This is a genomic window from Ruegeria sp. AI3 (genome assembly GCF_056541245.1).
Window position 1 is genome coordinate 13085 of sequence record NZ_JBQFYA010000007.1, and the last position, 23807, is coordinate 36891.

The 23807-nt window shown below is 59.4% G+C and carries 27 protein-coding genes; 17 read left to right on the forward strand and 10 right to left on the reverse strand.

The features are described from left to right. The first annotated feature begins 230 nt into the window (after positions 1-230). The 8 genes from ACRZ95_RS11765 (at position 231) to ACRZ95_RS11800 (ending at position 7594) form a co-directional block, all read left to right on the forward strand. Positions 231-1310 (forward strand): coiled-coil domain-containing protein, encoded by a 1080-nt coding sequence (locus ACRZ95_RS11765; protein ID WP_170470903.1) that lies wholly within the window; start codon positions 231-233, stop codon positions 1308-1310. 251 nt (positions 1311-1561) lie between these two features. Continuing rightward, a complete protein-coding gene (locus ACRZ95_RS11770) occupies positions 1562-2680 on the forward strand; it encodes a hypothetical protein (RefSeq protein ID WP_170679292.1) in 1119 nt (372 codons plus the stop codon). Positions 2681-2737: 57 nt separating this feature from the next. Further along, positions 2738-4669, forward strand: a complete 1932-nt coding sequence (locus ACRZ95_RS11775; RefSeq protein ID WP_170679289.1) for an ATP-binding protein — start codon at positions 2738-2740, stop codon at positions 4667-4669. Beyond that, complete coding sequence (locus ACRZ95_RS11780) at positions 4669-4962, forward strand: hypothetical protein (protein ID WP_170679287.1); 294 nt, start codon at positions 4669-4671, stop codon at positions 4960-4962. Before ACRZ95_RS11775 ends, ACRZ95_RS11780 begins: the two co-directional genes overlap by 1 nt. Before the next feature lie 39 nt (positions 4963-5001). After that, positions 5002-5337, forward strand: coding sequence for a hypothetical protein (locus ACRZ95_RS11785; RefSeq protein WP_170679285.1), 336 nt, complete (start codon positions 5002-5004; stop codon positions 5335-5337). Further along, positions 5334-6671 (forward strand): DUF6638 family protein, encoded by a 1338-nt coding sequence (locus tag ACRZ95_RS11790; protein ID WP_170679284.1) that lies wholly within the window; start codon positions 5334-5336, stop codon positions 6669-6671. Before ACRZ95_RS11785 ends, ACRZ95_RS11790 begins: the two co-directional genes overlap by 4 nt. Position 6672: 1 nt before the next feature. Beyond that, on the forward strand, positions 6673-6939 hold the full coding sequence (locus ACRZ95_RS11795; protein WP_170379920.1) for a hypothetical protein: 267 nt from the start codon (positions 6673-6675) through the stop codon (positions 6937-6939). A 10-nt stretch (positions 6940-6949) separates the two neighbouring features. Further along, positions 6950-7594 (forward strand): DUF1523 family protein, encoded by a 645-nt coding sequence (locus ACRZ95_RS11800; protein ID WP_170679282.1) that lies wholly within the window; start codon positions 6950-6952, stop codon positions 7592-7594. Positions 7595-7618: 24 nt separating this feature from the next. Here ACRZ95_RS11800 and ACRZ95_RS11805 read toward each other — a convergent pair whose 3' ends face one another. From ACRZ95_RS11805 to ACRZ95_RS11830, 6 genes are all read right to left on the reverse strand, one after another. Beyond that, positions 7619-8713 (reverse strand): flagellar basal body P-ring protein FlgI, encoded by a 1095-nt coding sequence (locus tag ACRZ95_RS11805; RefSeq protein WP_170679280.1) that lies wholly within the window; start codon positions 8711-8713, stop codon positions 7619-7621. Continuing rightward, the gene (locus ACRZ95_RS11810; RefSeq protein WP_170679278.1) at positions 8710-9717 is read right to left on the reverse strand and encodes a flagellin; all 1008 of its coding nucleotides are present in this window, start codon (positions 9715-9717) and stop codon (positions 8710-8712) included. Before ACRZ95_RS11810 ends, ACRZ95_RS11805 begins: the two co-directional genes overlap by 4 nt. Positions 9718-9719: 2 nt before the next feature. Beyond that, on the reverse strand, positions 9720-11171 hold the full coding sequence (gene flgK / locus ACRZ95_RS11815; protein ID WP_170679276.1) for a flagellar hook-associated protein FlgK: 1452 nt from the start codon (positions 11169-11171) through the stop codon (positions 9720-9722). Positions 11172-11198: 27 nt separating this feature from the next. Then, the gene (locus ACRZ95_RS11820) at positions 11199-12494 is read right to left on the reverse strand and encodes a flagellar hook-basal body complex protein (protein ID WP_170679274.1); all 1296 of its coding nucleotides are present in this window, start codon (positions 12492-12494) and stop codon (positions 11199-11201) included. 91 nt (positions 12495-12585) lie between these two features. Further along, entirely contained in the window at positions 12586-13425 is an 840-nt protein-coding gene (locus ACRZ95_RS11825) for a flagellar motor protein MotB (protein WP_170679272.1), read from the reverse strand. A gap of 87 nt (positions 13426-13512) precedes the next feature. Further along, the gene (locus tag ACRZ95_RS11830; RefSeq protein ID WP_170679270.1) at positions 13513-14850 is read right to left on the reverse strand and encodes a FliI/YscN family ATPase; all 1338 of its coding nucleotides are present in this window, start codon (positions 14848-14850) and stop codon (positions 13513-13515) included. A gap of 87 nt (positions 14851-14937) precedes the next feature. Between ACRZ95_RS11830 and ACRZ95_RS11835 the strand changes: the two genes are divergently transcribed. The 9 genes from ACRZ95_RS11835 to ACRZ95_RS11875 are packed head-to-tail and all read left to right on the forward strand — an operon-like array spanning position 14938 to position 19491. Further along, entirely contained in the window at positions 14938-15327 is a 390-nt protein-coding gene (locus ACRZ95_RS11835; RefSeq protein ID WP_170679268.1) for a FlgB family protein, read from the forward strand. Between the two features lie 12 nt (positions 15328-15339). Continuing rightward, positions 15340-15726, forward strand: coding sequence for a flagellar basal body rod protein FlgC (flgC, locus tag ACRZ95_RS11840; RefSeq protein ID WP_170479807.1), 387 nt, complete (start codon positions 15340-15342; stop codon positions 15724-15726). A 12-nt stretch (positions 15727-15738) separates the two neighbouring features. After that, entirely contained in the window at positions 15739-16029 is a 291-nt protein-coding gene (gene fliE, locus ACRZ95_RS11845) for a flagellar hook-basal body complex protein FliE (RefSeq protein WP_170463000.1), read from the forward strand. Positions 16030-16032: 3 nt separating this feature from the next. Then, positions 16033-16305: a flagellar biosynthetic protein FliQ gene (locus ACRZ95_RS11850; protein WP_170379938.1), complete on the forward strand. Its 273-nt coding sequence runs from the start codon at positions 16033-16035 to the stop codon at positions 16303-16305. Further along, on the forward strand, positions 16305-17015 hold the full coding sequence (locus ACRZ95_RS11855) for a flagellar hook-basal body complex protein (RefSeq protein WP_170679266.1): 711 nt from the start codon (positions 16305-16307) through the stop codon (positions 17013-17015). The genes ACRZ95_RS11850 and ACRZ95_RS11855 overlap by 1 nt, the downstream gene beginning before the upstream one ends. A 15-nt stretch (positions 17016-17030) precedes the next feature. After that, positions 17031-17816 carry a flagellar basal-body rod protein FlgG gene (gene flgG, locus ACRZ95_RS11860; protein ID WP_170479799.1) on the forward strand — a complete coding sequence of 262 codons (786 nt, stop codon included), beginning with the start codon at positions 17031-17033 and terminating at the stop codon, positions 17814-17816. Then, positions 17816-18232: a flagellar basal body P-ring formation chaperone FlgA gene (gene flgA / locus ACRZ95_RS11865; protein ID WP_170643524.1), complete on the forward strand. Its 417-nt coding sequence runs from the start codon at positions 17816-17818 to the stop codon at positions 18230-18232. Before flgG ends, flgA begins: the two co-directional genes overlap by 1 nt. Beyond that, on the forward strand, positions 18232-18963 hold the full coding sequence (flgH, locus tag ACRZ95_RS11870; protein ID WP_170679264.1) for a flagellar basal body L-ring protein FlgH: 732 nt from the start codon (positions 18232-18234) through the stop codon (positions 18961-18963). Before flgA ends, flgH begins: the two co-directional genes overlap by 1 nt. Positions 18964-18972: 9 nt before the next feature. After that, positions 18973-19491, forward strand: a complete 519-nt coding sequence (locus ACRZ95_RS11875) for a flagellar basal body-associated protein FliL (protein ID WP_170641837.1) — start codon at positions 18973-18975, stop codon at positions 19489-19491. A 5-nt stretch (positions 19492-19496) separates the two neighbouring features. Here ACRZ95_RS11875 and ACRZ95_RS11880 read toward each other — a convergent pair whose 3' ends face one another. From ACRZ95_RS11880 to flhA, 4 genes are read right to left on the reverse strand one after another with little or no spacing between them, the layout of a single operon-like run. After that, on the reverse strand, positions 19497-19877 hold the full coding sequence (locus ACRZ95_RS11880) for a hypothetical protein (protein ID WP_170491458.1): 381 nt from the start codon (positions 19875-19877) through the stop codon (positions 19497-19499). Further along, on the reverse strand, positions 19874-20959 hold the full coding sequence (gene flhB / locus ACRZ95_RS11885; RefSeq protein ID WP_170679262.1) for a flagellar type III secretion system protein FlhB: 1086 nt from the start codon (positions 20957-20959) through the stop codon (positions 19874-19876). The genes ACRZ95_RS11880 and flhB overlap by 4 nt, the downstream gene beginning before the upstream one ends. Further along, positions 20956-21729, reverse strand: coding sequence for a flagellar biosynthetic protein FliR (locus tag ACRZ95_RS11890; RefSeq protein ID WP_170679260.1), 774 nt, complete (start codon positions 21727-21729; stop codon positions 20956-20958). The genes flhB and ACRZ95_RS11890 overlap by 4 nt, the downstream gene beginning before the upstream one ends. Beyond that, the gene (gene flhA, locus ACRZ95_RS11895; RefSeq protein ID WP_480555023.1) at positions 21726-23753 is read right to left on the reverse strand and encodes a flagellar biosynthesis protein FlhA; all 2028 of its coding nucleotides are present in this window, start codon (positions 23751-23753) and stop codon (positions 21726-21728) included. Before flhA ends, ACRZ95_RS11890 begins: the two co-directional genes overlap by 4 nt. Between the last annotated feature and the right edge of the window lie 54 nt (positions 23754-23807).

The following is a 23807-nucleotide window of genomic DNA, read 5'->3' on the forward strand; positions in this document are numbered from 1 at the left end:
GCACCCAAGCAGGTGTCATGCGCTTTGTCTATGTCCATTGTCGCGCGGCGATGAACCCAGTTGTGCCTCTTTTCCACCGCGCAAGGACTTTGGCTCCCAGTCGGTACCATATGGCTTTCATTTCTCTTGGGAGTTTGCGACAGTTTTCGAAATTTCCGAGCTATAGGGGATGTAAATGAGTGTTACATTGCCTATCTATAAAGAAATATAAAGAAAAAGGGATAGCATAGATGTCGAACCAGCAATTTGAGGCATTGATCAAAGAGACTCAGTCCAAAGTGCGTGAGTCGCAATCGCAGATCGAAGGCCTGACGTCACGGATCGAGGCCGCACGTGCCAAGATCGGTACGGCCGAGGCGGATATCGACATCGAAAATGCCACGCTTGAGGACGTGCATGCCCATACCGAAGTGATGAACGCCAACATCGCCGAGCTGATCATGGGGCTGGACGATGTCACCAGTGCGTTTTCCAAGGATTTCGATGAGATGCGCTCGAAAACCGGGTGGGAATCGTTTGTTGGCATTTTCTCGAAAGGTAAATCCGAGTCGATGCGGCAGGAGCGGATGCGCACGGCCAATATCGATGACAAACTGCAGGACCTGATCGCCAAATCCGACGTGATCGTGAAGCTGCTGGAGGGTCAACTGTCCGTGCTGGAAGAACAGCGCGTCAAGGTTGAGGACAACCTGACCGTCACGCTGGACGACCGTGAAGCGACCGTTGCGGAACTCGAGGCTTTGCGGGCCGAAATTCAGGGTATGGACCCGACGATCATCACCTTGGAAAACAAGATCAGCGTCGAACAGGATGCCGCTGCGCGTACCCAGCTGGAAACCGAGCTGGCCGAGCTGAACAAGCAATACAACGCCAAGGTTCAGGAAGAGCAGGTCAAGCTGGCCAAGTCACAGACGCTGGAGCGCTATATCGAAAAGGGCAAGACCTGGGTCGATTCACTGCAAAATCAGGCGGCGACGCAGATGGTGCTGATCAACAAGCTGCAGACAGACACGCAACAGCGCGTGGTGCTGTATGACGCCCTGACCAAATCGCTGAAAACCGCGCAACAGCAGGACGTGGCCCACCGCATCAACGAGATCGGCGTTCAGACCGACCAAGAGGCGCAGACGGCCATGGCCGCCATCGGCACCGCGACCAACCAGAAGATGGCCGACATGCTCGAGGCGCATGAGGACCACATGGTCTTTGCCCGCGACGTGCTGGAGAAAAAGGCCAAGGCGGATGAACGCTTTGCCCGCCGGTTCGCCTCGATTGTCGAGAAGCATGATAAGAATTTGTATGGGGGGTGAGGACGCGATCCGTTCGCCGCTAAAGATGCTAAGTTCAGCAGTGGGCGTTGCGCTCTTTGGGGCGATTCTCATCCTGTTCGGGTACATGACCCAATTGATTCTAGCATACCTTGGTCCCGATCTGAGATTGATGATGTTCTTCGTGCCATTGGTCTTCGCGCTCGGATCATTTGGAGTTTCAGCCGTGTTCGCAGTCTGGGGCGCACTTTGGTTGGCATTCGAGGTATTCCTTCTATTGGTCGATAAGCTAAATGAATAACCCGACCCAAGACCATGTCGGCCTGACCGACACCTTCGCCTCGCGCCGATATTTCCGCAAATTCGAGGTGATCACCGTCCACCTTCTGCGCGTAGCCGCGACGATGGAGGCGGAGGGCGCGATCAGCAAGCAAGAGGTGCGGATCGTGTCGCGCTACCTCTCGGGGTTGCTCTACACCTTCCGGGCGCTCAGCATGAAATACCTGCTGGTCGGGCGCGATACCGGGCGGTTCTTCGGCAGCCTCGCCATGGACAAGCGCGACAGCGGCTTTCCGGTGGCGGCCGAGTTGCTGACCATGGCCAATGACGCGCAGCAGGCTCAGGTGCATCTGGCGAATATGCCCTCGGAAGATGATCTGAAAACCGACATGGTGCGAACGATCATCGGCGACCAGGAAATCCCGACCAAGCTGCAATTCGCGCTGTCTCAAAGGCTCTATTACGAGGAATTGCTGAAAGGTCAGCTGTTCTGGGCGCGCAACGATCCCGAATGCCACTGGATCGGGAATGAGGGTGAACGGCGGAAGTTCATGATCCATTGGGCGGTCTATGACAGCCAGATCAATTTGCCGGTCATCTACCTGATGCAGTTGGAGGATAGCGGCAAGACGGCCCTGCCCAAGGATCAACGCCGCTGGCCCGAGGTGCAGGCACATCTGATGGCGCAATCCTTAGGCGGGTTGAAACTGGTGACGATTGCCAAGGGCTTCGATCAGGATTTCGACGACCTGCACCCCAAACACCTGCGCCGCATTCATGTGGGGCCGATGTATTCCTCGGCTTTCACGGAACAATCCGGGCCTTTGCGGCAGGTGCTGGAGGACGCGCAAGCTCCGCAAGGTCAGGACTGGGCGTTGGCCTGGACGACTGAGGAGTTGGAAAGCGAAGAGGTCATCGAAGAGCGCGCCGGGTGGTTCTCGACCGTCGAGCGTGAGGTGTTTGCGCTGGACCCGTTTGGCGGGCAAGGGGCCGAGACCGGAGCGACGCGGACGCAGCGCTCGATCATCCTGCCTCAGCGTCCGTTTCAGGTACTGGCCGAGCGCAACCCTCCGGGCTTTGCCGATGTGCGCAAGTTCGTGGTCAGCAAATCGGGGCAGGTGTTGCGCTATTAGATTTTTTGCCTCCGGCAGAGGTATTTTTGAACAGAAGAAGAATGGGCGGTTTTTGAGATGAGTTTGACGTCAGATCAGATGGAATTGCGGGAAGACGATATTCGCAAGCATTACCCGGCGGCGACGGCCTTGTTGAACGGGTTCGAACACGCGCCGCGGATTGCGAAACCGGTTGATGTGGCGGTCGAGCGGTCCTCGGGCGTCTCGACGGGGCGACGGTTTCGATCGACGACGCCCGGGCTTGTGACGCGGCGCACTGTGCGGGCGGATGGGGTGCATCTGGTCGAGCGGATCGAAGCCTCGGATGAGGGCGATACGCTGGTCTCGCCCCCTCAGGCCACGGCGCAGCAGGCCATTCGGCGGGCAATTGCTATTTCTCTCGCCGTGGCTGAGGCCTATACGGAGCAGACTCCGTTGTCCGATTTGAAGCGGGCCAATTTGGCGGGGGATCTACCTGTTGCGCGCAAGACCGAGTTTTCGGAATTGCTGACGGCTGAGGCACTGGTCACGTCTCATGTCCTAGGCAACGCGCTGGCTTATCTGATGTCGTCCCATCTGGGCGAAACCACCGTCGATATCGGCGAGATTGAAGAGATTCTGACCGACAACGGCCAGCTTGCCCTCCACGGTGCCTTGTGGGAGTTGGATCAGGTGCTGGCCAAACACGCCCCCGACGACGCCCACTTGATCGCCGCCACCAGTGCCTATTCCGAGCAATTGATGGAAAAGGCTGCCCTGCGTGCACAGTCCGCTGGCCATCTGGCCCCGTTCCAAAACGCGGCCTGGCATATCGAGGCGGATGATCTGACGATCCGGGGGTTTGAGCCAGCATCCAAGGCCAAGTCCACCAGCTTGACCATGACGTTCAAGAAACCGAACGAGGTCGTGGGCAACCATATCGCCAAGTATCAGGCGATGAAGCTGGCCAAGATGGTGATGGCCTATGATTTCGACCGCCGCCTGAACCCGTTCGCGGAACTCGGCGGGTTCATCTTCACCTTCATGGGCGACGGCAAGCCGGGTACGGGCAAGACCACTCTGATCCAGATGATGGCCGGGCTGATCAACGACTATTGCCAGAACGCAGGCTATCCGTTCCGCTATCAGAACCTGAGCACCGACAATATCGACAGCTATCAGGGCAAATCCGGCCAGAACGCCAAGGCGTTTATCAACACGATCATCGACCCCTCGGTCATCGGGTTTGGCACCATCGACGATATCGATCAGCTGGCAGGCAAGCGCGGCGACCGGCAGTCCAGCGCGGGCCAATTGGAAATCACCGCCGTGCTGATGGAGAGCTTTGCGGGTGCCAACACCGTCGTGCGCGGCAACTGCACCTTTGGCATGTTCTCCAACTACCCCGAGAATGTGGACGACGCACTGCGCCAGCGGGCGGGCGCGCGGTTCCTGGTGGACGGGCCGCAGACACGCGAGGATTACGTCGACATCCTGCACCTGCTGATGGGCCGCAACCATGACATCCCGCTGGGTGAACACGATGCCTATGCCGCGCAGGAGATCAAAAAGGCCGTTGCCGCCAGTTTCGAAAGCCACTCCCGCCCGCATGAGGACGCCTTGCTTCAGATCTATGACCGGGTCGCAGGCGAGATCGGCCAGATGGACACGATCGCCAAGCTGGGCACTTACCTAAAGGCGATCCAGCAGGCGGATGAGCGCTTTACCGGCCGCGCGATCAAGAACATCACCGACGCGGTCAAGGTCCGCGCGATGGATTTCGAACTGCCCGACGAATGGATGGAGAACCCCGACCTGTTCCTGTTCCGTGACTACGAAACCAAGAAGGCCATGATCGAAGACCTTCGCCAGCCGATCACGGTTGAGATGGTGATACAGGAAATCAACCGCTACGCCGACAGCGAGTTCCGCTATGCCGACAAGAGTGATGAGGTCGCCATCGAAAACGCGGTGCGTGAGATGGGCCGGATGGAAGAGGCCAAGCGGCGGTATCTGGAGGGTAAGGGATAATGCTCGTCTACGCGATTTCCGGTTTTGCGCTTGTATTGGGCCTGATCCTGCCGCTGCGTTGGGGCGTGATCGGATTTCTGGGCGCCGTGTTGGTGCTGTTTCTGACCCAGTTCGGTGTCAACGCGAGCAGCGGGTTTGAGGGCACCTCATGGGAAGAGTCCCTGATCCTGTTTGAGAGCAGTGTGTTGTCTTACCTCGGGTTCAACTTGCAGATCACTGGGCGAGCGTTTGCATTGCCGTTGTTGGTGTTGGCGGTTGTGGTAGTTGGGCGATTTAGCGGGAGAATAAACTGAGTGGATCACTATTTCCAACCGAAGAGAAGGGCCAACTGAGTGCTTGATATACCATTCCTTATAGCTTGCGCTCTATTGGCTTATGCGGGTACCAAATTTGTCCTTTGGGTGATCCGCCGCAGTTTACCTGTTCCCTTAGGCGGGTTCATGTGGCTGAGGTTCTTCTTTTGGTGGACCGCCAGTTTGTTTGCCGCTGTCATTGTTTTTGTTGGGTTCGATACCGCATCTGGTATTTTGGTTTTTGATGTCTGGGAGCTGGGTGAAAGGCTAGACCCTTCTATTGTGTTTATCGGAAGTCTTATCTTGTCTGCACCCTATTGGGTTGGTTTGATCAAAGGGATAAGCATACAAGTTACGCATAGGCTTTCGGAATGATCCGCCTCATCGAAAAAGGCCTGATGTTCGGCAACCTCGTTCACATCTCCAGCCCGGCTCTGGTCGAGCGGTATAACCGCGCGTTGCAGCATCTGGCCGGCAAGACCACGGCGCTGACGGATTTCCATGTCGATATCTCGGGCTATTCGCCAGAGGTGGGGATTGAGCTGGACGACCCGCTCTACCTCAACCCCAATGGCGTCAACCGACAGTTCATCCTGCTGACGACCGAGCAGAAACGCGCGCCTCTTCTGAACGTCAAATTCTCGACCTCGCGCGATATTCTGCGCGAGTTTATCGAGATGAACGAGGCGCAGTTGTTTGCCCTGACCGCCACCGATGCGGTGGCCGGAGAGTTGGTGAACTCGGTCTTCAAACTCACCACGCCCAATGATCTTCTAAACCTGCGCAAGATCGAGATTGAGGCCGATACAGCAGGCGGCACCCTGCGCAAAGCCGAGCAGCTGGCGGGCATGGTCGAAAAGTTCAAGACCGAAGAGGATGCGTGGTTCGATGATGTCCTGATCGCCCAGATGATCGAAACGGCGAAAGAAACCGGAGACGTCACCCGCAACCCGGTCCATCTGCGCCACACGGTATTTGAACAGCGCAACTTCTGGACGGCGCATTTCGGTGGGCTGTACCTGTTTCCCGACATGGATCACCCGGCGGCGATTTGCATGGGTGAAAAGCCCGACGATCTGAAAATCAAGTACACGTTTGACCCATCCCAGAGGAACCAGATTGCCAAATTCCTCGACTACAATGATCTGGTCGAACCCATCGTGAAGGCGCGCGGCGTGGATGCGGCAGCGATCCTTCAGCAAAAGATGGATTTCCTGACCGTTGCCGCCGCCGCAGATGCCGATGTTGATCTGATGGGGCTGGATCGCCGAGATATGAGGCGTTTGGCGCGAAACCACTCAGATCGCCTACCTGAGGCATATCAAGGCCTCGCCCAATTGTTGCGCTGGGCAACCGATGGCGGGCCTTGGCCGCGTATCACCTCGGACCATCCGGCGTATTTCTATACGTTGCGCGCCGCGGATACGCCGCAGCGTGATTTGGTGAATATGTTACTGTCCGAACTGGCCCCGCTGGATCCTCGCCAGATGTTCATCTGCCACAAAGAGCTGTTCTACAAAACCTACGCCACATGGCCCGAGGCCAAGAAGGCCTATGTTGCCGAGTTTCTGGCCCGCGAGTATCAAGTGGACAAATCCGGCGCCCGCGCGGCTCTGTTCGGTCACGAACCGGATATGAGCGGAGAAGATCGTGTCAGCGATACAATCATAGCGCGAGTCGGCCCCTGGGGCGCAGTCGGGAGGAGTTGAGATGTTCGGAGCGATGCGCCTGTTTCTGGTCCTGCTGGTTCTGCAGACAATTGCTTATTTCGCGCTGTCGCTCTATTCGCGCGGCGTCCGCCGTCGCAAGCTTGAGACGTGGTGGGACGAGAAGGGCAAACAGGGAAATAAAGAGGCCTTTGTGGAACGCGGGCTGCACGTCTATGACAATTCGTTCCGGCGCAAACTGATCCTGGCGGTGTATATTGTCCCTTGGGTGGCAATCGGCGCATTGATCTACATCGTGAATTATATGTGAGGGTTACGGCATGGCCTATGTGAAATGGGCGTTTATCATCATCTTCTGGGGCACTGTCGCTGTGATCCTGCAATATTCGCTGCCGCAGCATGATGTCGTGCGCATCGTCAACACCTATGAAGAGCGGCAAGACCTGAATGACTGGACACGTATTTTCTGGTCCGAGCCCGAAGACCAATCCACCAGCCTGTCGAACCGCGACGTGCAGTTTATCCAGGCCGTCCGTGCCAACGGGAAGCCCATCGTCTACCGGAACGAGGATACCGGCTGGGGCTGGCCGTTCTATTTCAAGTTCGACACCGCCAACCTGTACACCGAGGCCAATGACGCGATTTCGGACAAGAACAATCCCGACTGGGTTGTTGTAACCCACTATGGCTGGCGCAATGAGTTCATGTCGATCTTTCCCAACGCCGTCTTTATCAATCCGGTCGAAGGTCCAGACGCGCGGATCATCCCATGGTTCAACATTGCCTTCCTGACTGTCTTTGCTGCCATTGTCTGGGCGCTTTGGGTGCGCTGGCGCCGGTTCCGTCAGGCGCGGATCGACCCGATGCTCGAGTCGATGGAAGATGGGATCTATGCCGCAGGCGACGCCATAGATGAACGGCGCAGTCGGTTCCGCCGTTGGCTGGATAGTTGGAAATCAAAATAGAGGCCCGGCCCGTGAAGGGGGCCTCTATCGTACGATGAATTCGGCATGCAGGGCGCCCGCGGCTTTGATCGTTTTCAAAATGTCGATCATGTCGCGCGGCGAAACCCCCAGGGCATTCAGCCCTGCCACGACCTCAGATAGGGTGGTGGCTTCTGGGATTTCGGCCAGACCGGTGCCTTCCTCTTCTTCGATGCCTGCGAAGGTTCTGGGCACCACGACGGTCTCTCCGTCAGCGAACGGGTTGGGTTGTATGGCAATCGGAGCCTCTTCCACTGTCAAAGTCAGGTTGCCTTGGGAAACCGCGACCCGAGAAATCCGAACCTCTTGCCCCATGACAATCGTACCCGAGCGCTGATCGACCACAACGCGGGCCTTGGTTTCAGGCTCAACTAGAATGTTTTCGATCCGACCGATAGCGTGCGCTGTGGACACGGACTGAGTGGCTGCGATGTTCAGTTCAACGGTTCCGGAATCGCGCATGATGGCCACGGCGCGATTGAATTCACGGTTGATGGCCGTTTCAATCCGCCCCGCTGTCGTAAAATCAGGCTCACGCAGGGCCAGCCGCATCTGGGTCAGGGTGGACAAATCAAAGTCGATCTCGCGCTCGACCCGCGCGCCGGATGGGATCACGCCCGAGGTGGGAACGCCCCGGACAACGGACGCGGCCTCACCTTCAGCCGATGCGCCACCTGCCAGCACTGTGCCTTGGGCAACAGCGTAGATCTGTCCGTCCGCCGCGTTCAGCGGGGTCATGATCAGCGTGCCGCCCAACAGGCTACTTGAATCCCCGATGGCCGAGACAGTGACGTCGATTTGCCCTCCGACCCGCGAAAACGGGGGGAGGCTGGCCGTCACAAGGACGGCGGCCACGTTCTTGGGGCGAAAATCCTCGCCATTCACATTCACGCCCAGCCGTTCGAGGATGTTGGACATGATCTCTTCGGTGAAGGGGGAATTCCGCAACCCGTCGCCGGTTCCATTCAGGCCTACGACAAGGCCGTAGCCGACCAGGTCGTTGCCGCGCACCCCGTCGAAATCAACCAGATCTTTCAGGCGGATTGCGCCGGCGAAAGCAAGGCAGGGCATCAGAGCCAAAAGAAAAACAAGAACCCTCATCTCAGGAAGTTCACCAGTGATAGGTTCGCATTGCGAACTGTGACGGAATAGAGGCTTTCCAATTGGAACTGCACGGCCTGAAGCTTGGTGGCCGTTTCATAAGGATCGGCCTCGATCAGGGCGTTGCGAGTGTATTCCAGACTGGTGCGCCCGGCGGCGTTGCGGGTTGTCGCCTGTTCGACACGCGCTTCGGCGGCACCGACCTCGGCCCTTAAAATGACCGTGTCATCCTGCGCATTTGCCAGAGCAACACCCAATTGCTTGAACAACCCGGTGCGCTGATCGTTTGGCACCGCCAAGGCATCGTCGGCAACCAGTGCGGCCACAGCAACATCCCTGAGCGCCGCCTTCAGCGCTGGGTCCGTTGCCGTGATATCGAGAGTAATGCGTTCATTCTCGGCAATCTGCATGGACGGCAGTGCGGCATTCGACCCTTGGTAGATCACCGCGTCAAAACCTGCAGGGTCGTTGAACCAAGCCTCGGCTGCGTTGCGAATGTCGGTCACAGTCACCAAGCCCGTCAACTCAGCCTCAAGCGCGGTCAGCAAGGTCTCGGCCGATGGCAGCGGCGAGACATCCGTCGCGGTGCCCGAAAACAGGCTGCGGCCGCCAATCCGGGTGTTCAGCGCGGACATCATCGTATCCAGCTCATTGCGGGCCTGGACCGAGGCTTGTTCATGCGTCACAGCGTGGTTCGCCGTACCAAAGGCCAGCAAGGTTGCTGTCATCTCGCCTGTCGATTCACTGAACACGCCGAGGCTTTGCTGCATGGCGTCCGAGAACAGCTTGGCCTCGGACGTGGCGATGCCAAACGCATCCAAACGCGTCAGGCTGCGGTCCAAATCGAGGAGATGCGAATAGTCGCCGCCCAGATGGCCTGAGACGTCCTGCACCTTTCCGGTCGACATTTCATACGACAGGGTTTCAATCTGTTGCTTGATCTGGGTGGACCGGGTCTGCAAGGTCAGACCTCGGGCAAGATCACCTATGGATGTCAGCGTCATGTTTATAGCCTCAATAGAGTGTCCATCAGCTCATCCACGACCGAGATGAGACGCGCATTGGCCGCGTAGGCCTGTTCGATCTGCATCAGCTGTTGCAGTTCCTGATCGGTATCAACGCCCTGTTCTGCCTCTAGCTGCTGCATCTGCTTCTGGGCGCCGGTTGCGAATGTCCTGCGTTGTTCGGCAACATGGGCATCTGCGCCAACGCGCGACATCATCGCCTCGGCGATCTCAGAGGTGCGCATGTTTCCGGTGCCAAAGATCGCCCCGGCGACTGGGCGGGCTTCGACCAGAACGGCGCTGAACGCTTGCAGCTGGGTCGAATCTCCGGGATCGTTCGGGGCAGCAGCGCCGAGACCTGCACGCAGCCTCCAGCTGTCGCCACCGGAATCCGGGTCGACGACCGTGTTGAGGCTGATGCGAGAGGCAATCCCGGTCAGCATCGTCAAATCCAGACGGTTTCCGCCGTCCGTGAACAAACCCGGATCGGTGGCCAATGCCGTTGGATCCAACCCGGGTGTTTCAAACCGCTCCACGAGATCGCGCGCAACCGTGTCGAGTTGGGTTTGCACCTCGGGTGCAAGCTGGTCGCGGATTTCAAATTGGGCCGCCAGGGCCCCGCCGCGGATCTGTGCGGTATCACCGCTGGTCCGGACCGGGTTTCCGTTCATCTCCAGCCCTGACAGCAGGCCGTTGCCAACGGTCATATGGGGCTGAGTGTCGCCTGTGGTGGTGAAGGAAAACTCAGCCGCTTTGCCTTCAAGCAGGATCAGCCCGCCATCGGAGTAGAGAGAAACACGGTCATTGTCGCGCGGGACGACATTGACCGGAATCAGCTCATTGACCTGGTCGATCAGAACCTGCCGCTGATCCAGAAAGGCATTGATGTCACCGCCCGAGTTCCGGATCACGGGAATTCTGGCGTTCAGATCCTCGATATCCTTGAGGGTCTGGTTCAGGCTGGCGATCTGCGAGCCGATCGTCCGGTCCGCGTCCGAGCGCAACTGGCGCAATCCTTCCGATGCCCGATTTAGACTGGCGGCCAGGTCGCTGCCACTGCGGGCCACTTCATCCAAACGCTCGACCGAGTCAGGCAGGCTGGCGGCGGTGATCAGACTGCTTTCGAACTCGGCCAGACGATTGGTGAGCGACGCCGCATCCTCGGGCGTGCCCACGACCCTTTCAAGCTGAGTGTGAAAGTCGGCCACAGCGGATTGGTGCGACAGATCGGCGTCGGTGGCGCGGCGATTGGCCGTCAGAACCGGGTCCTGATGCCGAATGATGCCTGCGGTGCGAACGCCATTGCCTGAAATCAGGCTGGTGGTCAGCTCCAATGAGCGTTTCGCGTAGCCGGGTGTCAGGGCGTTGGCGATATTTTCGGAAACGACCGACGCACCCCGGCTGGTGGCGGTCAGGCCGGTCATGGCGTTGTTCAAAGCTGTCGACAGGTTCATCCGACGGGTCCTTTCCGAGGGTCAAAGTCAGCGTTTGATATTGGTAGTTTCCTGCAGCATCTCATCGACGGTCTGGATCACCTTGGCGCTTGAGGAATAGGCGCGCTGGGTCTTGATCATCGAGGTCAGCTCGGTCGCGACATCCGTGGTGGATTCCTCGCGCGCGAAGGATACGAGGTCACCCGTGGGGCCTTCACCCGCATTCCACAGGAAGAACGTGCCGCTCTCACGCGACGGTGCATAGGTTTGGCTATCCAGCGCGGTCAGGCCGTTGGGGTTTGGGACGTCTGCTAGAGGGATCTGGAACATGCGGCGGCTGACACCGGTGTCGTAGAAGGCGTAGACATATCCGTTTTCATCGACCTGAACGCTGGTCATCGTTCCCACCGCTGACCCGTCGCGCGTGATCGAGACGGGGGCGAAGGTGTCCGACAATTGCGTGATCCCATCCGCGTCGCCGATCTGGCCGATATTGATCTCCATCGGGCCGCCCGCGACGTTCACAACCACGCTTCCGGTTACCGGATCATACGCGCCACCTGTTACCGGAGTGACCGTGGCAAGCGTACCGCCTGCGGTCCGGTTGTCAGTGAAGGTCAGAGTGTATTCGCCGATCACCGTCCCGCCCGACGCTGAATCGCGCATGATCATGGTCCATTCATTGCTCGACCCTGTTGCCGGGACGGTTGGCACCAGCTCGATATCGACGCTTTCGGATTTGCCAAGGTTGTCGAAATATTCAACAGACAGGGGCTGTGTATCACCTGGCGCGCCCGCATCTGTAGCGGTCGCAGGTAGGTTCATGCGCAGGTTCATCTGTGTTGTTGGGGCACCGGACAGCTGGTTCACACTCAGCTGAATGGGCTCAAGCGCCGCGGGCGTATCCCGTGGCACAGCAGGGATCGAGCCATCCGGGTTCGCGCGCCATCCCAGAAGGACCAGACCCGATTCGGTGACCAGATAGCCCTGATCATTTGTGCGAAATGATCCGGTGGTGGTCAGCAGCATCTCATTCGAGCCACCCGCAATCTGCGAGCTTGGCCGCACCGGCAGCATACCCCGCCCGCGCACCGCCAAATCGGTCGAGTTGTTCGTAGTGACCAGTGAGCCGCGTTGATCAATCAGCCGTTGGCTTGTGGTGCGCACACCACCAGCGGAATAGCTGCCCCCCTGGCCCGAGGTGACCATGGAATGAAAATCCGTCTCCACCCGCTTGTAGCCGTAGGTTGAGGAGTTGGCGATGTTGTCTGAAATCGTAGCCAGCCTGTTGGCATTGGCCTTCAACGCCGCCACACCGGCATTCAGCGAAGAGGAAATGGTCATTGGCACGCCCTTCTGTTGCGTCAATCGTTGATGCAACAGGTAACGCGCTGGGCCTTAACAGCGCGCTAACAGGTAAAATGCCACTTATCCTTTAGCGATTTCGCAGAAAGATCACCTCGATCCGGTTGTTGCGAACGGCCATGGGATTGCTGTTCGACAACTCCCGGTCCGCGTGCCCGGTCACCCGGTCAAGCCTCTGTTCTGAAAAGCCTTTATCCTCAAGAAGCTGCCGGACAACCTGCGCCCGCGCGGTGGACAGATCCCAGGCCGGGTTGTCGGCCAGAACCACCGGAGACGCGCTGACATGCCCTTCGACGGCGACATCATTGCGTACCAGATCCGATGATCGGGCCACCAACAGGGCAAGCGCGCGCATCATCATAGTCGGCTTGTTTGTTCCCGATTCGAACAGAGGCTGATCCTCGGTGTCGAACAGTTCGACCACCAACCCTTCGTCGGTGACTCGCGTGACGATGTGCTTCAGCACCTTGTCCGACACCATACTCTCGCCCGTGCGCCCCAAAAGCTGCGCTTCGAGCGTCGAGAAATCTTCGGTCGTTCCTTTGCCTGCGCCGTCGGCATCCACCCCGGTGGAGCCGCGCGCCTTTCGGGCATCGGTCGGGAAACGGGCGCTTGCACCCGATCCGTCCATCACCATCGTTTTCTCGGAAAACATGTTGTTGCCGCCAAAGGCTCCATCGCCCCCACCCGAGACCGGGTTCACCGGAATCGTTGGCGAGAAGTAATCCGCCAGCCCTTTACGTTGTTTTTCGGTCGTTGCGTTCAGCAGCCACATCAACATGAAGAAGGCCATCATGGCCGTGACGAAGTCCGCATATGCGACCTTCCACGCGCCACCGTGATGGCCATCGCCACCTGATACACGCTTCTTCTTGATGATGACTGGCGCCGCATTGGTTTGCGCACCCATCTCCACCACCTTTTTATCACCCAGTTACAGGCGTAGCAGTGCAGGTCTTAAGGGCGGCTTAACACTTAAAATGCTTCGGACTTCCCATCATCGTGGCAAGCCCGCCGACGCCCTGCGCAGGATCAGGGACAGCCGGTTGAAGCTGTTCTCAATGCCCTCCGCGTCGGATTTCCCGAAGAAGCTGTCCAGCTCATCATGAACACGCACGGCCTGATCCAGCAACGGGTCCGACCCCTCGGCATAAAGACCGGCCCGGATCATCACCTCGGACTGCTCATAGCTGCCCACCAGCTTGCGGGTTTCCGAGATCATCTGGTTCTGGGCCTCGGTCGCGGCAGCAGGCAGGCTGCGCGACACCGACCGGCTGAGGTCAATGGCGGGGAATCGCCCGCGCTCGGCGATGTCGCGGCTCAGGACGATATGGCCGTCCAGAACCCCGCGCAGGATATCCGCAACGGGTTCGTCCATATCGGAGCCAGCGACCAGAACGCTGAAAACAGCGGTGATGTCGCCCTGCGCCTGTGTGCCCGGACCCGCGCGCTCACACAGATTGGCGATCAAAGGGGTCACTGACGGAGGGAACCCGCGCAGCGAGGGGGATTCCCCCATCGCCACGGCGATTTCACGATGTGCCTCGGCGAAGCGGGTAACCGAATCGGCCAGAAACAACACGTTGAGGCCCTGATCGCGCAGATACTCGGCCACCGACATCGCCGACCACGCGCAGCGGCGACGGGCCAGAGCGGACTGATCCGAGGTCGCCGCCACCACAACCGCGCGTTTCATCGCCTCGGGCCCAAGCGCATGGGTCACGAATTCATTCACCTCGCGCCCGCGTTCTCCGACCAGAGCCACGACAACCGCATCCGCCTGCATCGACCGGGCCAGAGTCGCCAGCAGCGTCGATTTCCCCACACCCGAGCCAGCGAAAAGGCCAATGCGCTGGCCCTGCACGATCGGCAGCATGGTGTTGAGCACTGCCAGCCCCGTGGCCATCCGCTCCCCCAGCGGTTTGCGCTCCACGGCGGGCGGAGGCGGTTGCACAATGTCCCGCGCCTGCGCCCTCGGCAGCAACGGTTTTCCGTCCAGCACGCGGCCAAACGGGTCAATGACCCGACCCAACCAATGCATCCCCGGCGCAAACTCGGGCGAGGCCTTCAGGCTCACCCGGTCGCCAAGGCTGACGCCATCGGGCGCGGAGCCGGGAATCATGTGGATATGCTCGGCCCCCACATGCAGAACTTCGCCCTCAAGATCGGGACCCGCGCGGTGGTGGAGCGTCAGCAGGTCACCGATTCGCGCATGTTCCGTCAGGCCGCTGACCTCGATCACCCCATGCGCCACGCCGGACACAAGGCCCACATGGCGCACCGCGGACAGTCTGTCGAATTCGTATTTCAGAAGCATCGGATCGAGATCGGACATTGTGGGTTCTCCAACTGGGTTCTGAAAACGGTTTCTAAAGGAATCGGGGTTAAGCCTTGATTGAAATTGATCGAGGGAGAAGCCCCGATGTTCTCTGACCTGAACGTCTTTAAGACAGCGTACGCAATGGCAACCCATGCCGGACAACGGCAGGCCGTCATTGCGCGCAACATGGCCAACGCTGATACACCGGGCTACCAGCCCCGCGATATCGAGGCCTTTAAAACCGCATTCGAAAACACCTCGGCCAAGACCGAAATGACCGCCACCCGGCAAGGTCATCTGAACGGCAGCAGCCCAACCGGGCAGAGCTGGGCCGAGTATGAGGCTGAGCCGAACGGCGACCCGAATGGCAATGGCGTGTCGTTGGAAGGCGAGATGCTGAAGGCGATTGAGGTCAAGCGCCAGCATGACCGCTCTCTGGCGATTTATCGCTCGTCCATTGGCATTCTGCGCACCAGTCTGGGCCGTGGGTAAGGAGCGGTTGATATGAGCGATTTTTCCCATTCCCTATCCGCCTCGGCCAGCGCGTTGCGTGCGCAGGCGGCCCGGTTGCGGCACGTGTCCGAAAATATCTCGAACGCGGATACGCCCGGATACCGGCGCAAAACCGTTCCGTTTGAGACCGTCCAGCAGGATGGCAAGGCGATGGTTCAGGCGGGTCGCGTGCAGCTGGATCGCCGCGACCTATCGCGCATTCACGACCCAAGCCACCCGCTTGCGGATGAAAGCGGGCACTACCTTGGCTCGAATGTCGATCTGATGATCGAGATCGCCGACGCACGTGAGGCGCAGCGCAGCTACGAGGCCAACCTCAAGATGTTCGATCAGACGCGGCAGATGTCGTCGTCCCTTATGGAATTGCTTAGAAAATAAAGGAGAGCCAGAATGGATATCCGTTCCCTGACCGCCGCACAGAACTACACGGTGGCCCGCCCTGCAACGCAGGCCAATCCCGACCATGAAGGCATGGCACAGGGCCTGCGTTCAACGTTTCAGGACTTTGCCACGACCCTCAAGCAGAGCGAACAGATGTCGCAGGCCGCGATGACCGGGCAGGCCGATCCGCATGCGCTGGTGCAGGCTCTGGCCCAGACTGAACTTGCGGTCGAAACGGCCGTGATCGTCCGCAACAAGGTGGTCGAGGCCTATCAGGAAATCCTGAGAATGCCGGTCTGAGCCATGCTGAGCGAAGGTCTTTTCTACGACATCGTCCGTCAGGCGCTTTGGGTCGCGGTGATCACCTCGGTCCCGATCCTGACGGTGGCGCTGATCTCGGGCTTGATCGTGGGCCTGTTTCAGGCCCTCACCTCGGTGCAGGAGATGACGCTGACCTTCGTGCCCAAACTGATCGCCATCGTTGTCGTGTTCTGGATTTCGATGGGGTTCATGACCCAGACACTTGTCACGTTTTTCACGGGAACCCTGGTTCCGCTGATCGCAGGAGGTCGCTGATGGATACCGCCTATGTCACCCTGTCTCGCCAATCCGGGCTGATGAATGAAATGCGGCTGGTGGCGAATAACATCGCCAACGCCAACACCACCGGCTATCGCGCGCAGGGGCTGGTGTTCTCGGAATTTGTCCGTGACATGCCGGGCAATCCCTCCCTGTCCATGAGCCGGGCCGAGGCGCGCAATACCTCTCAGCAGCAAGGGGTTCTGACCGAAACCGGAGGGCAGTTCGACTTTGCCATCGAAGGGGACGGCTTCTTCATGGTGGAAACCCCGGAAGGCAACCGCCTGACCCGCGCGGGCAGTTTCTCTCCCAATGCCGAGGGCGATCTGGTCGCACCGGATGGCGCACAGGTGTTGGACAGCAATGGCTCGCCGGTTTTCATCCCGCCCGATGCGGCCTCGATTGATGTGGGCAGCGATGGGACGCTCAGTGTCGAGGGGCAATTGCTGGGACAGATCGGGGTCTACCGCGTCGAAGATCTCAAGGAACTGGTGCGTGAGGGCAATACGCGGTTCAGCACGACCGGCAATATTGACCCCGTTGATGCGCCTGTTGTCCTGCACCGTTTTCTCGAAGGTTCGAATGTCAACGCCATCGCTCAGGTGACCCGGCTGATCGAAATCCAGCGCGCTTACGAATTGGGTCAAAGCTTTCTCGAAACCGAACATGAACGGGTACGCGGCGCGCTCAAAGCGCTGATGCGCTAAGAAAGGAGATATCCCATGCGGGCATTGAAAATCGCGGCGACAGGTATGACCGCGCAGCAAATGCGGGTCGAGACGATCTCGAACAACCTGGCGAACATGAACACCACCGGGTACAACGCGCGCCGGGCCGAGTTCGCGGATCTGCACTACCAACAAATGGCGCGGGCCGGCGCAGTCAATGCTTCAGACGGGACGGTTCTGCCAACGGGTATTCAGCTGGGTCTGGGCGTGCGCCCTGCCGCCGTGACGGTGCAGCTGGCACAAGGGGCCGTGTCGGCCACGGGTAATGATCTGGACGTGGCCATCGAAGGGCGCGGCTATCTTGAGGTGACGCTGCCTAACGGTCAGGCCGCCTATACGCGCGATGGCAGCCTTAAACGCTCGGCCGAAGGGCTGATCGTGACATCGGACGGGTTCGCCGTGTCACCCGAGATCACAATCCCAGATGACGCTCGGTCCATTTCGATCAACGCGTCGGGTGAGGTCTATGCCTATTTCGACGATGCCCCCGAAGGCCAACGATTGGGCGAGTTCACCTTGACCAGTTTCTCAAACGCCAAGGGTCTGGAGGCCATTGGCAGCAACCTGTTCAAAGAGACCGAGGCTTCCGGCGCACCGGTACAGGGCGTACCGGGAGAGGACGGATTGGGCACGTTGCGGCAAGGGTATCTTGAGGACAGCTCGGTCGATGCTGTGCGCGAGGTGACGGAACTGATCGAGGCCCAGCGGGGCTATGAAATGAACGCCAAGGTCATCACCGCCGTCGATCAGATGATGAGCGCAACGACGCAGGTGCGCTGATGCGAGTGTTATTGCTTGGCCTGACCCTGATGGCGCCGGTTGGGGCCCTTGCCGAGATTGTGGTGCCGACCCGGACGATCCGCGCGAAAGAGATCATCTCGCATGCGGATCTTGAGACAAAGCCGCGCGACCTGCCGGGGGCTGTGACCGATCCGAATGCACTGATCGGGCAGGAGGCCCGTGTCGCGCTTTATCCTGGCCGCCCCATTCGCGCGGCGGATGTCGGTCCGCCCGCGCTTGTGGATCGCAATGATCTGGTCGTTCTGTTGTTCAGCAGCCAACCGCTGTCGATCACAACCGAAGGCCGCGCGCTGGGCCGGGGCGCGGTGGGGGACCGAATTCGCGTTATGAACCTGTCCTCGCGGACAACAGTGACGGGCCGGATACGGTCTGATGGTCAAATCGAGGTAAAATGATGTCTGGATTGTCAAAACCCCTTCTTCTTGCGGTACTTACGATTTCTGCCTGCGGGCGGTTGGATCACCTGGGCAAACCGCCCAGCTTCACCCCGACCGAAGATTCGCCGGAACAGGTGGCGATGCTGTGGCCCGGCCTGCCCTTGCATACTCAACCGCAGCGAACGGTGGATCGGTCGTCGCTTTGGAGTGGGGGGCAGCAATCGCTGCTTGGTGACCAGAGGGCCATCAAGAAAGGCGATATCCTGACCGTCGTGATTGAGCTGGACGAAGAGGCTGAGATCTCCAACAACACCAACAGGTCGCGGTCAGGATCTGAAAATCTGTCAGTGCCGAACCTATTCGGATTGCTGCAAAGGGCACAAGACAAACTGCCCGAAGGGGCTTCGTTCGATGAGGCCGTCGGGATCGAATCTGAGGCCTCAAGTTCCGGTCGCGGATCGGTGCGACGGAATGAGAAACTGACCCTGCGCGTGGCCGCGACGGTGATTGACGTGCTGCCGAACGGAGTTCTGTCGATCTCGGGCGCGCAAGAACTGCGCGTGAATTTCGAACTGCGAGAGCTGCTGGTGTCAGGCTATGTGCGCCCGCAGGACATCTCGCGCAAGAATGAGATCACCTATGACAAGATCGCCTCGGCGCGTGTGTCCTATGGTGGTCGCGGGCAGATCACGGATGTGCAACAGCCGCGCTACGGCCAGCAGATCCTCGATACCCTTTTGCCGTTCTAAGGGGCTCTTATGATCAAGAAACTGCTCCCCGTGATTTTTCTGGTCGTTGGCACGGGTGCCGGCATCGGCGCCGGGACCTTCCTTGGGTCCGGTGAAACGAAGAAAGAAGCCGAGGGGACTGAAAAGGTTGAAAAGGAAACAAAGGCAAAACCCGCCAAGTCCAAGAGCAATGACAAAGACAAGGGGAAAAAGGGTGAAGGTGGAGGCTTTGAATACCTGAAGCTCACCAAGCAATTTGTTGTGCCGATCGTGGAGGATAAGGAGATCTCAGCCCTCGTCACCATGTCCCTGAGCCTTGAGGCAAACTCGGCCATCACCGAAACCTTCTACGCGATCGAACCAAAGCTGCGGGACGGTTTTCTGCAAGTGCTGTTCGATCACGCCAATACCGGAGGGTTCGACGGTGCTTTCACGCATTCCGACAACCTCGGCACCTTGCGAAAATCTCTGCTTGAGGTGGCGAAGAAGGATCTGGGTGACGATGTCTCGAAGGTCCTGATCATGAGTGTCAGTCGCCAGGATACCTGAGGCCGTCACGGTTTAGGCCGTGACCGCGCGCGCTTCTGTTCGGCCTTGAGGGTGTCATTCAGGCGTTCAACCGCTTGTTTTCGCCCAAAGGCCTGACGCAGTTGCTGCATGGCTGCAAGTTTCTGTGCCCGGCATCGCGCCAATTCCATGTTCAATTGCCGCCGTGTCGCGGCCTCCCACCCATTCCACAAAACATCGGTTCCGGTGATCTGATACCCATCGGTCACCGCACTGTCCTGGCGGGTTTGCACGACCTGTGCGTCAAGACGCGCCAACTGAGCCTGCACACGCGCTTCGGCCTCCAGCACGGGCCGCAGCTTTTGATATTCGCTTTGGTAGACCGCTTCGGTGACCGATTTCAGGGCGGGCAGTTCGTGACGTTTCATCCAATCTGTCCTTTCGCGCGCTTTCGCATGGCTTCGGCAAACCGGATCGCAGCGGCGACCGGGCGGTAGTGTTCTTCGGCGATCTCCTGCCCGATGTCGACGGTCGCGTGAATCGCGCGTGCCGTTGGCGGGTCCGAATGGATGGGAACGCCGGCCTCGCCTGCAGCCGACCGAATTGCGGCGGCCACCTCATCGACACCCTTGGCTACACAGACGGGGGCCGCCCCAGCTGCCCGGGACCATTTCAAAGCGACCGCGTAGTGGGTCGGGTTCACGATCACGACGTCGGCTTTTGGCACATCGGCCATCATCGGATTGGTCGCAATCTCCTGCGCCCGCGCGCGGCGCTGTTGTTTGACATGGGGGTCGCCCTCGGCGTCCTTGGTCTCATCCTGGATTTCCTTACGCGACATCCGGTTCTTGCGCATGTGTTCGGCATATTGCCAAACGTAGTCGACGACCCCGATCGCAAGTGCGATAGCTATCACGATAAACAGAAAGCGAAACAGCAGGTTCATCATCAGCAAGATCGAGCTATGGGCCGGGGCTGCGCTGGCGGAAACGATCTCGGCCAGATTGGCCTTCAGAAACAGGGTAAGACAGGTGCCGTAGATCAGCAGTTTGGCAAAGCTCTTGGCGAATTCGAACAGCCCGCCCCGCCCGAACTTGTTTTTGGCGTTGGATAGGAGTGAGATCCGCGCGAGTTTGGGTTGCAACTTGGTGGGTGCAAAAATCAATGCGCGCTGGGCGATAAGGCTCAGCAAGACCGCCGCCGTGGGAAGCGCAAACAGAAGGGCCACGGGTAAAAGCGCGCCTTTCAGCATTCCGGCGACCGGTGCTGTTGCCGGCCCCGATGTAACAAGCTGCGCGATGCCATCCGACTGGTCGATCAGAACCACAAACAATGCGCCCATCTGATCGACCGTGAACTTGCCGACCGTCAGCAGCGCGATCAGCAAACCGGTATAGGCGGCAACAACGGACAGATCAGTGGACCTTGCAACCTCACCTTTTTCGCGTGCCTTCTGTAGCTTCTGAGGCGTCGGGTCAAAGGACTTGTCACTGTCGTCATCGGTGCTCATCGACCGGACTCCAGTGGGTTGAGGGTAAATGAAAACAACGCATGTGCCCACACAGACAGGATCAGGGGCGCTCCGGCAAATAGCAGGAACAGCCCGGCAAAGGTGATCGCGGGGGCGCCGACAAAGGCAACCATCAGCTGCGGCATCGCCCTGTTGATGACCCCGAGGGCGAGGTTGTAGATCAATGAGGCGATCACGAACGGAGTGGCCAGCGCAAAGGCTAGCCCGAAGCTGTGGGCGATCTGTCTGACGCCCCACTGCGACAGATCAGGGGCCGAGAGGGCTTGACCCATCGGAAACATCGCGTAGCTGTGGATCAGAAACTCGGCTATTCTGATGTGCAGATCCATCAGCACCGCAAGGGCCAGTCCGGCCAATGTCAGGAAAATCCCCAAGGCAGGGGCCGGGTCGGCGGCCGCGCCACCCAAAAGTTGAGATAGCGATGTTGATTGCGCCGCAATAGACCCGGCGGTCTGCAGGGCCAGCACAAACAGGCGCAGCCCCATGCCCAGAACCATGCCGACCAGAACCTCGGTGCCGACCAGACGCGCCATCGGCAGCAGGTCCGGATTGGATTGCGGGGAGGGTACCGCAGGCAACACGATCAGGGTAAAGGCCACGGTGACCGCAAACTTGACCCGGACCGGGATGCTGCGTTCGCCAAAAGCGGGCAAGAGGGTGACCACAGCGGACACCCTCAGAAAAACGGCAAACACATGCCACAGCCCAGTGCCGAGTTGTCCCAACAGCTCGGGCGGCAGGGCGATCATGCGGGTACGGTTCCGACCAGGGCGGGGCGAGCCTCGAGACCAATCTCTTCGAAAGAGAGAACCGGATTGGACACCCCGCGCGCCTGCATGATCGAGCGCAACAGGCGTCGTCGACGTGTTGAGGTCACGACGGCTGGAAACAACCCGTGATCGGCGGATTGTGCGACGCTGTCCACCACGCCATCGGCCAGCTTGTTGAACAGGTTGGGGGGCAGCGCCACGTCCAGCCCGGCGGCGTGTCCGTCGATTTGGTAGCTGGCAAACGTATCCTCCCATTCCGGAGCCAGTTGGATCAGCGGGATCGAGCCATCCTCACGCTTCATCTCGGCCACCAGCTGAAAGCCCAGCCGCTGGCGGACCAGCTCGCAAATGCCTTCGGGCTGGGTTGTGGTCAGCCGCGCTTCGGCCACGCTTTCAAGGATGAGGGCCATGTTGCGGATCGAAACACGCTCATCCAGCAGCAACCTCAGAACGGCGTGCAGCGTGTCGATCGGCACCTTGTCGGGGATCAGTTCATCCAGCAGCTTGCGGTTTGCCTCGGCCCGGCCGGGATCGCTGAGGCGGGTCATTTCCAACAACAGACGACGCAGGGATTTCAATGTCAGCAGGCGTGAAAAGTTCTGCTTGATGATCTCCAGCAGATGGGTCGCCAGAATCTCGGGCGGAGAAACGATGGTGGCGCCGTTCAGGGCGGCATCCTCTTGATCTTTGGGTAGAATCCAGCGAGCAGGGGCACCATAGACAGGCTCGGTCACGTCATTGCCATCGGGCAAAAACTCATGCCCGTCCTGCACCAGCGCCAATACCAGATCGGGGTTTAGCACACCGCGCGCCTGTTCGACGCCCTGCACCTTGATGACATAGGTGCCGGTGGGCAGGTCGGCGCGGTCGGTCAGGCGAATCTCGGGCAGGATGAGGCCAAAGGTCGAGGCCACATAAGTCCGCATATTCGCAATGCGCGCGTCCAGCCCGGTTCCGGGGTTTAGCACCATGCTGACAAGGTCGGGCGCGAACTCCAGATGTACGTCGTCCAGATCTAGAATATCGCCAATGGCTTGCGAAACAGGGGTTTCCGCTTCGGGCGCGGGGGTCTGGGCCTGAAGCGTGTCGGCCTTCTGCTTTTGATGGACCCTGTAGGCCGCGTATCCCAAGACACCCGCGCCCAGCATGAAGGGCAGGAAGGGCAGGCCGGGAACGAGGGCGAAGAGAACCATCAACACAGCCACTGTGCCCAGCGCGGCTGGGTGCTTGCCCAGTTGCGAGAAGATGGCGTTGTCGGTCGCGCCCTGCGTGCCGCCGCGCGCCAGCAATAGCGCCGAAGCGATGGAGATGATCACCGCTGGGATTTGCGAGACCAGACCATCGCCCACGGTCAGAATGGCGTAGGTCTCAAAGGCGGATGTGACCGGCATACCATGTACGATCACGCCCATGACCAGCCCCATCACAAGGTTCAGCAGCGTGATCAACAGCCCGGCGACCGCATCACCTTTGACGAATTTCGACGCACCATCGAGCGAGCCGAAGAAGGTCGTCTCCTGCTGTTCGCGTTCGCGCCGCTCTTTGGCTTGCTGGTGATCGATGGCCCCGGCGGACATGTCGCTGTCGATGGCCAGCTGTTTGCCCGGCATCCCGTCCAGAGCAAAGCGTGCGCCAACCTCGGCCATCCGCGCGGCACCCTTGGTGATCACCATGAAATTCACGATCAGCAGGACGCAGAACACCACGAGGCCCAGAAAGATGCTGCCGCCCATCACGAAGTTGGCGAAGCCTTCGATGACGTTGCCTGCCGCATTTGGCCCGGTATGGCCCTGACCGATGATCAGTTTGGTGGACGAGACGTTCAGCGACAGCCGCAGCATCAGCGAGGCCAGCAGGATCGTCGGGAAGGATGAGAAATCCAGCGGGCGTTCGATGAACAGCGTCAGGGTGAAAATCAAAATGGCCAGCGCGAAGGACGCGGCCAGCCCCACATCCAACACCCAGGCAGGCATCGGCAGGATCATCATCACGATGACGGTCATCAGCGCCAGCGCCAATAGGACGGTGGGCGAGAACAGGGACCGGGCGTTTATGGT

Bases quoted from the DNA above. Each gene is read 5' to 3' on its own strand.
- ACRZ95_RS11765 (WP_170470903.1), top strand. From the start codon at position 231: ATGTCGAACCAGCAATTTGAGGCATTGATCAAAGAGACTCAGTCCAAA.
- ACRZ95_RS11770 (WP_170679292.1), top strand. From the start codon at position 1,562: ATGAATAACCCGACCCAAGACCATGTCGGCCTGACCGACACCTTCGCC.
- ACRZ95_RS11775 (WP_170679289.1), top strand. From the start codon at position 2,738: ATGAGTTTGACGTCAGATCAGATGGAATTGCGGGAAGACGATATTCGC.
- ACRZ95_RS11780 (WP_170679287.1), top strand. From the start codon at position 4,669: ATGCTCGTCTACGCGATTTCCGGTTTTGCGCTTGTATTGGGCCTGATC.
- ACRZ95_RS11790 (WP_170679284.1), top strand. From the start codon at position 5,334: ATGATCCGCCTCATCGAAAAAGGCCTGATGTTCGGCAACCTCGTTCAC.
- ACRZ95_RS11795 (WP_170379920.1), top strand. From the start codon at position 6,673: ATGTTCGGAGCGATGCGCCTGTTTCTGGTCCTGCTGGTTCTGCAGACA.
- ACRZ95_RS11800 (WP_170679282.1), top strand. From the start codon at position 6,950: ATGGCCTATGTGAAATGGGCGTTTATCATCATCTTCTGGGGCACTGTC.
- ACRZ95_RS11805 (WP_170679280.1), bottom strand. From the start codon at position 8,713: ATGAGGGTTCTTGTTTTTCTTTTGGCTCTGATGCCCTGCCTTGCTTTC.
- ACRZ95_RS11810 (WP_170679278.1), bottom strand. From the start codon at position 9,717: ATGACGCTGACATCCATAGGTGATCTTGCCCGAGGTCTGACCTTGCAG.
- flgK (WP_170679276.1), bottom strand. From the start codon at position 11,171: ATGAACCTGTCGACAGCTTTGAACAACGCCATGACCGGCCTGACCGCC.
- ACRZ95_RS11820 (WP_170679274.1), bottom strand. From the start codon at position 12,494: ATGACCATTTCCTCTTCGCTGAATGCCGGTGTGGCGGCGTTGAAGGCC.
- ACRZ95_RS11825 (WP_170679272.1), bottom strand. From the start codon at position 13,425: ATGGGTGCGCAAACCAATGCGGCGCCAGTCATCATCAAGAAGAAGCGT.
- ACRZ95_RS11830 (WP_170679270.1), bottom strand. From the start codon at position 14,850: ATGTCCGATCTCGATCCGATGCTTCTGAAATACGAATTCGACAGACTG.
- ACRZ95_RS11835 (WP_170679268.1), top strand. From the start codon at position 14,938: ATGTTCTCTGACCTGAACGTCTTTAAGACAGCGTACGCAATGGCAACC.
- flgC (WP_170479807.1), top strand. From the start codon at position 15,340: ATGAGCGATTTTTCCCATTCCCTATCCGCCTCGGCCAGCGCGTTGCGT.
- fliE (WP_170463000.1), top strand. From the start codon at position 15,739: ATGGATATCCGTTCCCTGACCGCCGCACAGAACTACACGGTGGCCCGC.
- ACRZ95_RS11850 (WP_170379938.1), top strand. From the start codon at position 16,033: ATGCTGAGCGAAGGTCTTTTCTACGACATCGTCCGTCAGGCGCTTTGG.
- ACRZ95_RS11855 (WP_170679266.1), top strand. From the start codon at position 16,305: ATGGATACCGCCTATGTCACCCTGTCTCGCCAATCCGGGCTGATGAAT.
- flgG (WP_170479799.1), top strand. From the start codon at position 17,031: ATGCGGGCATTGAAAATCGCGGCGACAGGTATGACCGCGCAGCAAATG.
- flgA (WP_170643524.1), top strand. From the start codon at position 17,816: ATGCGAGTGTTATTGCTTGGCCTGACCCTGATGGCGCCGGTTGGGGCC.
- flgH (WP_170679264.1), top strand. From the start codon at position 18,232: ATGTCTGGATTGTCAAAACCCCTTCTTCTTGCGGTACTTACGATTTCT.
- ACRZ95_RS11875 (WP_170641837.1), top strand. From the start codon at position 18,973: ATGATCAAGAAACTGCTCCCCGTGATTTTTCTGGTCGTTGGCACGGGT.
- ACRZ95_RS11880 (WP_170491458.1), bottom strand. From the start codon at position 19,877: ATGAAACGTCACGAACTGCCCGCCCTGAAATCGGTCACCGAAGCGGTC.
- flhB (WP_170679262.1), bottom strand. From the start codon at position 20,959: ATGAGCACCGATGACGACAGTGACAAGTCCTTTGACCCGACGCCTCAG.
- ACRZ95_RS11890 (WP_170679260.1), bottom strand. From the start codon at position 21,729: ATGATCGCCCTGCCGCCCGAGCTGTTGGGACAACTCGGCACTGGGCTG.
- flhA (WP_480555023.1), bottom strand. From the start codon at position 23,753: ATGACCGTCATCGTGATGATGATCCTGCCGATGCCTGCCTGGGTGTTG.